Below are 12,898 nucleotides of genomic sequence, written 5' to 3'. Positions count from 1 at the left end.
AGAGGATAAGAGATCCATGAATATTGCCCCCGATTCATATTTTCGCACCCGCAAGCGTCTTCTGGCTGCTGCCGCGTCTATCGCGGTCGCCGGTGCGATCGGCGTTGGCGCGCTGACCAGCGGAACCAGCCCCGTTCTCGCTGACGCCGTGCGCGTCGAGGCCCCGCAGGTTCCGAGCTTCGCCGATGTCGTGGAGCGTGTGTCGCCAGCCGTGGTCAGCGTCAAGGTCAAGGCCAAGATCCAGCCGACCGCCGATGATGGCTCCGACGATCAGGACGGCCTCGACAATCTTCCCAACAATCCGCAGCTGCGTCGTTTCTTTAAGGAATTCCGCGGCTTTGGTGACCAGGGCGGCCAGAACGACGAAGGTCATCGTCGCTTCGGACATCGCGACCGCAACAATGGCGAGCCGCGCCCGGTAGCGCAGGGCTCCGGCTTCTTCATCTCCGAAGACGGTTACCTCGTCACCAACAACCACGTCGTCGAAGAGGGCACCGCCTTCACCGTTGTGACCAATGACGGCAAGGAACTCGACGCCAAGCTGGTCGGCACCGATCCGCGCACCGATCTCGCCGTGCTCAAGGTCGATGGTGGCGGCAAGTTCACCTATGTCGACTTCGCCGACGATTCCAAGGTTCGTGTCGGTGACTGGGTCGTGGCTGTCGGCAATCCGTTCGGCCTCGGCGGCACCGTCACCGCCGGCATCGTCTCGGCGCGCGGCCGCGATATCGGCGCCGGCCCCTATGACGATTTCCTCCAGATCGACGCCTCGGTCAACCGCGGCAATTCAGGCGGCCCGACCTTCAACCTCAACGGCCAGGTGGTCGGCATCAACACCGCCATCTTCTCGCCTTCCGGCGGCAGCGTCGGCATCGCCTTCGACATTCCGGCCTCGACCGCCAAGCAGGTCGTCGGGGACCTGATGAAGAGCGGTGCGGTGCAGCGCGGCTGGCTGGGCGTCGAAATCCAGCCGGTCACCTCCGACATCGCCGAGTCGCTCGGCCTGAAGTCCAACAATGGCGCCTTGGTTTCGAGCGCCCAGGACGATGGCCCCGGCAAGAAGGCCGGCATATCAGCCGGCGACGTGATCACCCAGGTCGACGGCAAGGATGTTGCGTCGCCGAAGGAACTCGCCCGCCTGATCGGCGCCTATTCGCCCGGCAAGTCGGTCGATGTCACGGTCTGGCGCGATGGCAAGAGCCAGACGGTCAAGGTCGATCTCGGCAAACTGCCGGCGAGCGACAAGCAGGCCTCGAACGACCAGCAACAGCAGCCTGCCGCTCCGGCAAAGCCTGACACGCTGGCCGATCTCGGTCTCACCGTCACCAAGTCTGAAAACGGCAAGGGTCTGGTGGTGACAGACGTCGACCCCGACAGCGCCGCCGCCGATCGCGGCATCCAGCCGGGCGACGTCATCACCGCGGTCAACTCGGCGGAGGTCAATGGCACCGAAGACGTCACCAAGGCCATGGCCGATGCGGTCAAATCCGGACGCAAGGCGGTGCTGATGCAGATCACCCGTGACGACAACAACCGCTTCGTCGCGGTGCCGGTGGCCAAGGGCTGAGACGACTTTTCCAATGCGGCGGTTTCAACACCCCCGAGTCGCCGCATGGGGAAAGTAAGAAGGAGAGCCCGTTAGTCAGTCATCGCGCTCTCCTTCAGCGGCAGCGGGCTTCCCATCGCCCGCTCCCGCGCCCGCATCTGGCTGCCCACTCAGGCCCTCGTGCCCGATGCCGGTTGGTCCCGGGTTGCAGGTAACGACATGACCGGGAACTGGCATGTTCGGCCTAACGACGCCACGGAACAAAGATTTTATCGCGTACGCTCTCGATCGTCTTGATCGCGATGCGCTTTGGCAAAGGCTAAAATGCAGATGCCTGCTACTCAACCTTCAAGCGAAATCGCGTATAACGGCCCTATGAAGATTCTCGTCATAGAAGACGATCGCGAGGCTGCGGATTATCTGCAGAAAGCCTTCACCGAAGCCGGTCATACCGCGCATGTTGCGGGTGACGGCGAGACCGGCTTCGCGCTTGCCGATGCGGGTGACTACGATGTGATGGTCATCGATCGGATGATGCCGCGCCGCGACGGCCTGTCGGTTATTGCCGCCCTCCGCTCCAGGGGCAACACGACGCCGGTGCTCATCCTTTCGGCGCTGGGCGAAGTCGATGACCGGGTCACCGGCCTGCGCGCCGGCGGTGACGATTACCTGACCAAGCCCTATGCCTTTTCCGAACTTCTGGCTCGTGTCGAGGTGCTCAACCGACGCGCCAGCGCCAAGGAGGCCGAGACCGTCTACCGGGTTGGCGATCTTGAACTCGACAGGCTATCGCATTCTGTCCGCCGGGCGGGCCGTGAGATCACGCTCCAGCCACGCGAATTCCGCCTGCTCGAATATCTCATGCGCCATGCCGGCCAGGTTGTGACGCGCACGATGCTGCTCGAAAATGTCTGGGACTATCATTTCGATCCGCAGACCAATGTCATCGACGTCCACGTCTCTCGGCTGCGCGGCAAGATCGAAAAAGGCTTCGACAAGCCGATCCTGCATACCGTTCGCGGCGCCGGCTACATGCTGAAGGGCGGCTAGGCGGCGGCATGGCGCTTTCCGTGCCCGCCATCATGAAGACGACGGCCGCGCGGCTTTCGGCGCTCTATCTCTTGCTCTTCGCGCTCTGCGCGGTGCTGCTCGTCCTCTATATGACTTCGCTCTCGGCGCGCATGCTGACCGGGCAGACGCAGGAGACCATCAACGACGAGGTGCTCGGCCTTGCCCGAGCCTATCAGCGCGGTGGCCTTCCCGTATTGGTCCGCGTGGTCGAGGCCCGCTCGCGGCAGCCCGGCGCCAATCTCTATCTGATCGCCGATGCCAACGGCCAGATCCTGACCGGTAACGTGCAGAGCCTCGAGCCGGGCGTTCTCGAAAACGAAGGCTGGACCACCAGCCCTTTTTCCTATCAGCGCTTTGGCGAGGGAGAACTCGATCGTCTACGCAACTTGCCTACCGAAAAGGGGACCGCACAACCCGACCAGAGCGACACGCAAGCGCAGGGCGAGAAGGGCCACAACGCCATTGCCCTGGTGCTGCGGCTGCCGAACCAGATGATCATGCTGGTCGGCCGCGATCTCGGGGAACCGGAGCGGTTCCGTGCCGTCATCCGCCGTTCGCTGATGCTGGCGCTCGGCATGATGGCCCTGGGTGGCATCCTGATCTGGTTCTTTGTCGGCCGCGCGGCGCTGAAGCGTATCGATGGCGTATCGGAGGCAAGCCGGCGCATCATGGGCGGGGATCTCTCCGGCCGGCTGCCGGTAACCGGCGCCGGCGACGAGTTCGATCGGCTTTCGGAAAACCTTAACGCCATGCTGGCCAGGATCGCCACGCTCAACGAAGGCCTCAAGCAGGTTTCCGACAACATCGCGCATGACCTCAAGACGCCGCTGACCCGGCTGCGCAACCGGGCCGAAGCGACGCTTTCCGGCAAGCAGAAGACATCGGACTATCGACAGGCGCTGGAAGGCACCATCGCCGAGTCCGACCAGTTGATAAAGACCTTCAACGCCATCCTGATGATCTCCCGCCTGGAGGCGGGCTATTCTTCCGAGCACACCAGCCGCGTCGATCTGGCGGTGGCCGTCCGTGATGTCGTCGAACTCTATGAGCCGGTGGCCGAGGAGGCTGGCGTTTCGCTGGACGCCGAGGTGAATGGTGCTTTTGTCGTCGACGGCAACCGCGAGCTGATCGGCCAGGCGCTCTCCAACATCGTCGACAATGCGATCAAGTACTCGACCGATTCGACGTCCAAGCCGGCGGTCCGTGTAAAGCTCGAACGCACGCATGGCGAGATCAGGCTTTCCGTCACGGACAATGGCCAGGGCATTCCCGACGACGCCGATCGCGCCCGGGCGACGGAGCGCTTCGTGCGGCTGGAGAAGAGCCGTTCGCAGCCTGGTTCCGGCCTTGGCCTCAGTCTCGCCAAGGCGGTCATGACATTCCATTACGGCCGGCTTGACCTGCTGCCTGGCAATCCAGGACTATCCGTGGTCATGAGTTTCCCGGCACGCGAGGATCACTGATGGCGGCCGTTGCCAAGCGGAGCAAGACAGACTGGCTGCTCAGCCTGGAAACCCCGCTTGTCCCGCTCGACGCAGCCCGGGCACGACAGGAGCTGGCCGAAATCGCGGACGCAGCGCGCGAAGAGGGGCTGACACGGGTGGCCAAATTCCTGGCCGGCAAAGGCAAGGCGCAGGATCTCCTCGCCGCTGTCTTCGACCTTTCGCCATTCCTGCGCGACACGGCGCGCCGCCGGCCGCAAATCCTGGACGGGCTGTTCGACCTGCCGATAGAGGCCCGTCTGAAGGCGATCACCGCCGCGATCGACCAGGCGCCGCTGGCCGAAACGGTCTCGGAATCCGGCCTGATGATGGCGCTGCGCCGGCATAAGGCAGAGGCGCATTTCCTGATCGCGCTCGCCGATCTTTCGGGCGAGGCCGAAACCTCGCTGACCGTAAGGCGGTTGAGCGATCTCGCCGACGCCTGCACCCGCGCGGCAGTCGATTTCCTGCTGCGTGACGCGCATGGCCAGGGCAAGCTCAAGCTGCCCGACCTCGACACCCCCTCGCATCGATCGGGCTGGATCCTGCTCGGCATGGGCAAGCTTGGCGCGCATGAGCTGAATTTCTCCTCCGACATCGACCTCGTCGTGTTCTTCGATCCGGAGGCACCCGCCGTGGTCGATCCTCTCGACGCCACCGACCTGTTCTCACGCCTGACGCGCCGGCTGGTTCGCATCCTGCAGGACCGCACCGAGCACGGCTATGTCTTCCGCACCGATCTGAGGTTGCGTCCCGATCCCGGCTCCACCCCGCTGGCTATCCCGGTTGAAGCCGCGCTTCGCTACTACGAAGCGCGTGGCCAGAACTGGGAGCGTGCCGCGATGATCAAGGCCCGCCCGGTGGCCGGCGATCTCGCCGCGGGCGATGCCTTCCTCAAGGAGCTCCAGCCCTATATCTGGCGCAAATACATGGATTACGCGGCGATTGCCGACGTCCATTCGATCAAGCGCCAGATTCATGCCCATAAGGGCCATGGCGAGATCGCGGTGAAGGGGCACAACGTCAAGCTCGGGCGCGGCGGCATCCGCGAGATCGAGTTCTTCGTCCAGACCCAGCAGCTCATCGCCGGCGGCCGCTTTCCGGAGCTGCGCGGCCGCGAAACCGTGCCGATGCTCGGTCAGCTCGCGGCCCGAGGCTGGATCACATCAGACGCAAGAGACGCACTCGCCCTCCAGTACTGGTTCCTGCGCCGGGTCGAACACGCCATCCAGATGGTGGCCGACGAGCAGATGCACACGCTGCCGGAAGACGATGAAGGGCTGGAGCGCATCGCCCGCATGCTGGGCTTCGCCGACGCCGCCGCGTTCGCCGGGGCCTTCCGTGCCTCGCTGCAGCAGGTCGAGCGCCACTATGCGGCGCTGTTCGAAACCGCGCCCGAGCTTTCGGCCGGCATCGGCAACCTGGTCTTCACCGGTGACGTCGACGACCCGGACACGCTGCAGACCCTGCACGGCCTCGGCTTTCAGCGGCCGAGCGATATCTGCCGTGTCATCCGCGGCTGGCATTTCGGCCGCTATCGCGTCACCCAGTCGGCGGAGGCGCGCGAGCGGCTGACGGAACTGACGCCGGCACTGCTCAAGGCCTTTGGCCAGACGCGCCGGGCCGACGAGGCGCTGGTCCGTTTCGACGAGTTCCTCGCCGGCCTGCCGGCCGGCATCCAGCTGTTTTCGCTGCTGCAGTCGAATCCCGCACTGCTCAAGCTGATGGCGACGATCATGGGCGCGGCACCAAGGCTGGCGGCCATCATCACTCGCCGGCCGCATGTCTTCGACGGCTTGCTCGACCCGGCATTGCTGACCGAGCTGCCAGACCGCGCCTATCTCTCGGGGCGGCTTTCCGCCTTTCTCGAGGGCGACAGGGCCTATGAGGACGTGCTCGATCGCTTACGCATATTTGCTTCCGAACAGAAATTCCTCATCGGTGTGCGGCTGCTCGCGGGCTCGATCGACCCGGCTCGCGCCGGCCGCGCTTTCTCCGATCTGGCGGACCTGACCATTGCGGCGGCGTTGCAAGCGGTGATCGCCGAATTCGCGGTGCGCCACGGCACGATCGCCGGTGGGGTGGTTTCGCTGCTCGGCATGGGCAAGCTCGGCAGCCGCGAATTGACGGCCGGATCGGATGTCGATCTCATCCTGCTTTACGATCACGACGCGGACGCCGAGGACTCCGATGGTGAAAAGCCGCTGGCGCCGTCGCATTACTACACCCGCATGACGCAGCGGCTGATATCCGCGGTATCGGCGCCGACGGCGGAAGGGGTGCTTTATGAGCTCGACCTGCGTTTGCGGCCGTCCGGCAACAAGGGACCGGTCGCCACCCATATCGATGCCTTCAAGAAATACCAGCGCCAGGAAGCCTGGACCTGGGAACACATGGCGCTGTCGCGGGCGCGGCCGATTGCCGGCGACGCCGGCCTCTGCGCCGAGGTTGAAGCGGAGGTCGCCGCGCTGCTCGGTCAGCCACGCGACGCGGCGAAGGTGAAAACCGAAGCTTCCGACATGCGCGCCATGATCGAGCAGGAAAAACCGCCCCGCGACCTGTGGGACATCAAGCTCATACCGGGCGGTCTGATCGATCTCGAATTCATCGCCCAGGTGGCTGTCATCACTGGGCAGGTCGAGGCCGGGCCACGCGCCACCGGTACGGCCGAGATCCTGTCTCGTCTGACGCCCCGTTTCGCCAATGCCGTGATCCGGCAGGACCTTGGCGAGGCTTACTCCCTTTATCTGGCACTGACCCAGATGACGCGGCTGTGCCTCACCGGACCATTCGAACGTGACGACGTTCCGCCGGGGCTTTCGGATCTGCTTCTGGCGGTCACCGACCTGCCGGATTTCGGTGTGCTGGAAGCACATCTCAAGGAGACGTCGCAAAAGGTCAGGAAGGATTTCGACCTTCTGCTTCGTGCCGGAGGGTCGTGACCAACGACCGTTCGGCCGCATCGGGGGTGACGATGCAACAGGAGAAAACCATGAGAAAGACAACCAAGCTCGCACTTGCATACATCGCCCTGGCCGGAGCCGTCGGCGGCGCGGCCTATGCCGAGAACCTCGACAGCGCCAACGTGCGTGAGCGCACCATGATGCGGCTCGACAAGACGATGAAGGACAATGACGGCAAAATCACCTTCGACCAGTTCTCCGATGTCATGGACGCGCGGCTCAAGAAGCTTGTCGCTGACAATGGCGGCAAGCTGACTGTCGCTCAACTCGCCGACGCGCTGGAGAGGCGCGCTTCGAACGCATGGCCAGGCGCATCATCGCCCGTTACGACAGCAAGGACGACGCACGCTGACATCGGATGACATCACCGGCCGCGAAAAGAAGCTTTTTGCGATGCTCGACAAGAACAATGACGGCAAGATCGAGAAGGGCGAACTGCCGAAGGACGGGCGCGATGACCGTCAATGGGATGGCGAAGGCAACGAAGGCGGCGTGCAGTAAGATTGGTTGATGCGGGCTCCGACATCGCCAACCGGAGCCTGTCGCTCAGGCCGCGGCCTTGACCGCCGTTGGCGCCTTCTTCACGGGAATGCGCACCGATACGATCGTGCCGACACTTTCGGTCGAGCGGATCTTCAGTGCACCGCCTTGCAACTCGGCCAGCGAGCGCGAAATGGCAAGGCCAAGGCCGGAGCCGGCATGGTTCTTGGAAAACTGGTTCTGCACCTGCTCGAAGGGGCGCCCCAGCTTGCCGAGGGCTTCCTTCGGGATACCGCAGCCATTGTCCTCGATCGTCAGCACCAGCGCGCCTGACGTGTTGCGGGCCCTGACCGATATGTGGCCGCCCTGGCCGGTGAATTTCACCGCGTTGGACAGGAGATTGATGACGATCTGCTTGATCGCCCGGCGATCGGCAAACAAAGTCAAGGCGTCGGCAATGCGCGTTTCCACGGTGATCGCCTTCTGCGCCGCCTGCAGCGAAACGACACGCACCGTCTCGCTGATCAGCGGACCGAGGTCGATTTGTTCCTGGTCCAGCGAGAACTGGCCGGCTTCGATCTTGGACATGTCGAGAATGTCGTTGATGACGCCGAGCAGGTATTTGCCGCTGCTGTTGATGTCGGTGGCGTACTCCTCGTAGCGCTCCGAGCCCAACGGACCGAACAGCCTCTGTTCCATCAGTTCGGAGAAGCCGATGATGGCGTTGAGCGGTGTGCGCAGTTCATGCGACATGTTGGCCAGGAATTCGGATTTGGCCCGGTTCGCCGCTTCGGCGCGCTCGGTTTCCTTCATGTATTTGCGGTTGAGGTCGACCAGTTCGCGCGCCCGTTCCTCTTCGGCACGGCGGGCGAGGCTGAGATCATGGATCGTCGCCATCAGCCGGCGTTCGCTGTCGACGAGTTTCTCCTGGTGCAGCTTGATCTGGGTGATATCGGACCCGACCGAGACGATGCCACCGTCCCTGGTCCTGAGCTCGTTGACCTGCAGCCAGCGGCCGTCGGACAGCTGCCGCTCGAACGTGGCGCCGCCCTGCGGACCGTTGGTGTTGGCGAGCCGGCGCTCCGAAGCGAAGGCCAGCATACGTTCTTCCAGCGAAGCGCGCGTCACACCCGGCATCACGTCGCGGTCCGAGAGCCCGTTGTCCTGCTGGTATTTGGAATTGCACATGATCAAGTTCTGAGCCGAATCCCACAGCACGAAGGATTCATTGATGTTCTCGATCGCGGTCCTGAGGCGAAGATCGGCCGCTTCGGAGCGCAGCGCCAGGTGGCGCTGCTCGGTGACGTCGACGGCGATGCCGATGAGCTGGATCTCCGGCGCTTCCGGGTCCATGACCTGGGCGCGGGCGCGCATCCACACCCACTGGCCATCGGCATGCCGCATCCGGAACACCTGGTCGATGTGGTCGATCTCGCGCGCGACGATCCTGTTGGCGAGTTCGAACAGGTCGCCATCCTCGGGATGGATGATCTCGTCGACCTCGCCGAAGGACAGCATCGTCTCGCAGGGCTCATAGCCGAGCATGTCGTACATCGAGCGTGACCAGTACATCTTGCCGCGCACCATGTCCCAGTCCCACAGGCCGCAGCGGCCGCGGACCAGCGCCATGTCGATACGCTGATGCGCTTCGACATAGATGCGGTCGGCTGCCTGCGCGCGCGCCGCCTGTCCGAAATAGGCATAGAGGATGATGATCAGCACGCCGGCCGTCAGCACAAACAGGGTGACGTTGAGCGAGACGGTCTTGCGCCACGTGTCGAAGACCGCCTCTTGGGGGACGAGCGCCGCCGCGGCTCCCTTCCTGTCCTTGCTCAGGCTGACCGCCGCGTACCAGTCCTGCCCGCCGATGTTGACCTCCATGACGCCAGCCCGGTCGCCGAACATGAACAGAGGTTGGCCGCCCTGGACGAGGCCGTCGAGCGAATGGCCTTGCCAGGGCACCGAACGCGGCGTCACCGCGGTGATCCTGAAGGCGCTGTCGGTGATGACCAGCACATGGCTGCGGCCCATGGCGCCCTGGCGGCTGGTGGTCTCCAGCAGGTCCTGGGTCGCGCCCGGCAGCGTGTCCGATGTGGTGGCGAGCGAACTGGCGAGCTGCGCGGCGGCTAGCGTCAGGATAGCCTTGGCATCGCGCTCCACGTCGTCGCGCTCGTTCATCAGCGAGATTACACGCAGCGCCGCGATGACGAGCAGGAAGATGACGATGAGGGCCGGTATCGACCGGCGCAGCAGCGGTTCGGCCGCCAGAAGCCGCTTGTAGGCGGGTTCGGCAATGAGCCGCGTATTCCCGGCAAGGCCGTCGCCGCGCGTCTCGCGACGCGCAAAAACCATCCCACCGGGCGCGCCCCACGCGTCCGCCTTTGCCATAAATGGCACTCCCCGATTTCAGTATGCCGCATTTCTATGTGCTGGTGATCCGGCAACACCGCACTTCCGAATCGCCATTAAAGAATCAAAGGTGATTCGCCTTGTCCAGTGGTCGGGCGAAAAAAGATTAAAAATCGACTAAAATAATGGGCTTTTAGAACCCTGCCTTCTCCCGCAGGGAAGAAGGCGGGAGCGCCTAAGCCAACGTGCGCTCGACGATGTCGCGCAGATCCGCCGACAGGTTTTCGGCATTGGCGATCGAAACCAGCACTTCCCGAGCCTGGGCTTGCCTGCCCGGTTCGAGCGAGCGCCATGACCTGAGCGCCGTCGCCAGCCTTGCCGCCACTTGCGGATTGCGCTTTTCAACCTCGAGCACCGTTCGTGCGAAGAAGCGGTAGCCTTCGCCGTCGGCGCGGTGAAAGCCGGTCTGGTTGGCGCTGGAGAATGTGCCGATCAACGAGCGCACCCGGTTCGGATTGCCCATCGAGAAGCCGGCATGAGCGGTCAGGGCGCGAACCGTCTCCACCGCCTGCGGCCCAGGCACGCTGGCCTGGATCTGGAACCATTTGTCCATCACCAGCGGGTCGGACGCATATGTCTGTTCGAAAGCCGCCAGCGCCTTGCTTGCCTCCGGCGATCCTTGGTGGCGATGCGCAAGCACGGCCAATGCGGCCGCCCGGTCGGTCATGTTGCTCGCGGACTGGAAATGCCCGGCCGCCAACGCCGCTCCACCTGGCAGCAGCGAGAGATAATCCAGCAGAATGTTGCGCAAGGCACGCCGTCCGGCACTCGCCGCGTCGGGGCTGAAAGCGCTCTTGTCGGCAAGGCTGTCGTAGAGGCCGGAAAATGCCTCGCCATTGGCCATGCCGATCGCCAGCGCAAGCGCCTGTCGGGCCGCATGGATGGCGTCGGGATCGATGTTCTTGCCGATGTCGCGGGCGATGTCGGCGTCTCCAGGCAGCGCCAGGGCCAGGGCCCGATAGGCTGGCTCCAGCGTCTCGTCGCTGGCGATGCTGCCGGCAAGCTCGGTCAGCCGTGGGGCGAAGTCCGGCTGTTTGCCGCCAAGGATCTGGCGGAAGGCAGCGATCAGAGCATCGGTCAACAGCGTGTTGAAGGCCTGCCAGCGCGAGAAGGCGTCGCTGTCATGGCGGGCGAGGAAGTACTGGTCGGCCGCCTTCTGCTCGGCCGACAGCGTCACCGGCGCCGAAAAGCCACGGTTGAGCGACACCGCCGGGCGCTCGGCCACGCCCGAGAAACGCACCACATGGCGACGCTTGCGGACATGGATGACGCCGTCCTCGACGTTGGCGCCCTCGACGCCGCTATACGCGACAGGTTTGCCGCCGGCGCCGATCAGGCCGAAGGCGAGCGGGATATGCATCAGCCGCTTGCGGCTTTCGGAGGGGGTCGGCGGCACCGACTGCTCGATCTCAAGCGTGAATTCCTGTGCGGCCGGATTGTGCGTCGAACTTACCGTCAGGTTGGGTGTGCCCGCCTGATGATACCATAGCGCGAATTGCGACAGGTCGCGGCCGGACGCGTCCTCGAACACCTTTATGAAATCCTCGATGGTCGCGGCCTCGCCGTCGTGGCGTTCGAAATAAAGGTCCATGCCGGCGCGAAAGACCTCGGCCCCGAGAATGGTGCGGATCATGCGCACCACTTCGGAGCCTTTCTCGTAGACCGTCGCCGTATAGAAATTGTTGATCTCGCGGTAGCGGCGCGGCCGCACGGGATGCGCCAGCGGGCCCTGGTCCTCGGGAAACTGGTGGGCCCGCAGCGTGCGCACCTCGGCGATGCGCTTGACCGCGCGCGAGCGCTGGTCGGCGGAGAACTCATGATCGCGGAAGACCGTCAGCCCTTCCTTCAGGCAAAGCTGGAACCAGTCGCGGCAAGTGATTCTGTTGCCTGTCCAATTGTGGAAATATTCATGCGCGACGATCGCCTCGATATTGGCGAAATCGGCGTCCGTCGCCGTCTCCTGGTCGGCCAGCACGTATTTGTCGTTGAAGATGTTGAGGCCCTTGTTCTCCATCGCGCCCATGTTGAAGTCCGACACGGCGACGATGTTGAAGACGTCGAGGTCGTACTCGCGGCCAAACGCCTCCTCGTCCCATTGCATCGACCGCTTCAGCGCGTCCATGGCGTAGCCGGCGAGCGCCTCCTTGCCGGGCTCGACATAGATGCCGAGCTCGACCTTGCGGCCGGACATGGTGACGAAATTGTCGGCGACCTGGCCGAGATTGCCGGCCACCAGCGCGAACAAATAGGATGGTTTGGGGAAGGGGTCGTGCCATGTGGCGTAGTGCCAGCCTTCAGCGAGATCGCCGCTCTCGACCGGATTGCCGTTCGACAGGAGCAGCGGCGCTTCGTCGCGTCGCGCATCGATGCGCACCGTGTAGACCGACAGGATATCGGGGCGGTCGAGGAAATAGGTGATGCGGCGAAAACCCTCCGCCTCGCATTGCGTGCAGTACACGTCGTTCGAGCGGTAAAGGCCCATCAAGGCCTCGTTGCCGGCTGGGGCCAGTTCGGTTTCGATCAGCAGCTGGAAACGAGGTGCCGCCGGCGGTTTGAGCAGGGTCAGTTGGTCGGGGCTCGCCAGCAGATCCGCCGGTCTCACCACCTTGCCGTCGACTTCGACGCGTTTGAGCGTCAACCCATCGCCGTCGAGCACCAGCGGAGCCGACGTGGATATGTCCTCGCGGCGTTCGACGGTCAGTATCGCGGTGACGACCGTTGCCTGCGGCGAAAGACGGAATTCAAGGCTGGTTTTCGGAATGAGGTAGTCGCTGGGGCGATAGTCCTCGAGTTTGAAGACCTGGCCTGTATCGGTGCGCATTCCTTGGCTTTTCCTGTCTTTTCCGGGACCGGACATGATCTGACCGGTCCAAAAATTCGAAGTCCGCGCTCTTTACACGAAACACTCCCTCGACAAAACTGCGGCAGGGCCTAATTCAGGTCATCCT

7 protein-coding genes are annotated in these 12,898 nt (G+C 63.9%); 5 read left to right on the top strand and 2 right to left on the bottom strand.

The features are described 5' to 3' along the window. Positions 1 to 16 precede the first annotated feature (16 nt). The 5 genes from LB555_RS20570 to LB555_RS20550 all read left to right on the top strand — a co-directional run bounded on the left by LB555_RS20570 (position 17) and on the right by LB555_RS20550 (position 7,423). Positions 17 to 1,567: a Do family serine endopeptidase gene (locus LB555_RS20570; RefSeq protein ID WP_140618544.1), complete on the top strand. Its 1,551-nt coding sequence runs from the start codon at positions 17 to 19 to the stop codon at positions 1,565 to 1,567. Positions 1,568 to 1,921: 354 nt separating this feature from the next. Next, positions 1,922 to 2,596 carry a response regulator transcription factor gene (locus tag LB555_RS20565; RefSeq protein WP_041163488.1) on the top strand — a complete coding sequence of 225 codons (675 nt, stop codon included), beginning with the start codon at positions 1,922 to 1,924 and terminating at the stop codon, positions 2,594 to 2,596. 8 nt (positions 2,597 to 2,604) lie between these two features. Next, a complete protein-coding gene (locus LB555_RS20560; RefSeq protein WP_224525823.1) occupies positions 2,605 to 4,080 on the top strand; it encodes an ATP-binding protein in 1,476 nt (491 codons plus the stop codon). Then, positions 4,080 to 7,040: a bifunctional [glutamine synthetase] adenylyltransferase/[glutamine synthetase]-adenylyl-L-tyrosine phosphorylase gene (locus LB555_RS20555; protein WP_224683617.1), complete on the top strand. Its 2,961-nt coding sequence runs from the start codon at positions 4,080 to 4,082 to the stop codon at positions 7,038 to 7,040. The genes LB555_RS20560 and LB555_RS20555 overlap by 1 nt, the downstream gene beginning before the upstream one ends. A gap of 50 nt (positions 7,041 to 7,090) precedes the next feature. Further along, positions 7,091 to 7,423 carry a hypothetical protein gene (locus LB555_RS20550; protein ID WP_224683616.1) on the top strand — a complete coding sequence of 111 codons (333 nt, stop codon included), beginning with the start codon at positions 7,091 to 7,093 and terminating at the stop codon, positions 7,421 to 7,423. A 184-nt stretch (positions 7,424 to 7,607) separates the two neighbouring features. Here LB555_RS20550 and LB555_RS20545 read toward each other — a convergent pair whose 3' ends face one another. Together LB555_RS20545 and pepN are read right to left on the bottom strand one after the other, a co-directional pair. Beyond that, positions 7,608 to 9,929 (bottom strand): PAS domain-containing sensor histidine kinase, encoded by a 2,322-nt coding sequence (locus LB555_RS20545; RefSeq protein WP_224525819.1) that lies wholly within the window; start codon positions 9,927 to 9,929, stop codon positions 7,608 to 7,610. A 196-nt stretch (positions 9,930 to 10,125) separates the two neighbouring features. Then, positions 10,126 to 12,771 carry an aminopeptidase N gene (pepN, locus tag LB555_RS20540; RefSeq protein ID WP_224683615.1) on the bottom strand — a complete coding sequence of 882 codons (2,646 nt, stop codon included), beginning with the start codon at positions 12,769 to 12,771 and terminating at the stop codon, positions 10,126 to 10,128. Positions 12,772 to 12,898 lie beyond the last annotated feature (127 nt).

Source organism: Mesorhizobium sp. BR-1-1-10, from assembly GCF_020165595.1.
In the GTDB taxonomy this organism is placed as follows: domain Bacteria; phylum Pseudomonadota; class Alphaproteobacteria; order Rhizobiales; family Rhizobiaceae; genus Mesorhizobium; species Mesorhizobium australicum.
This window is presented reverse-complemented; position numbering and strand designations above follow the sequence as displayed.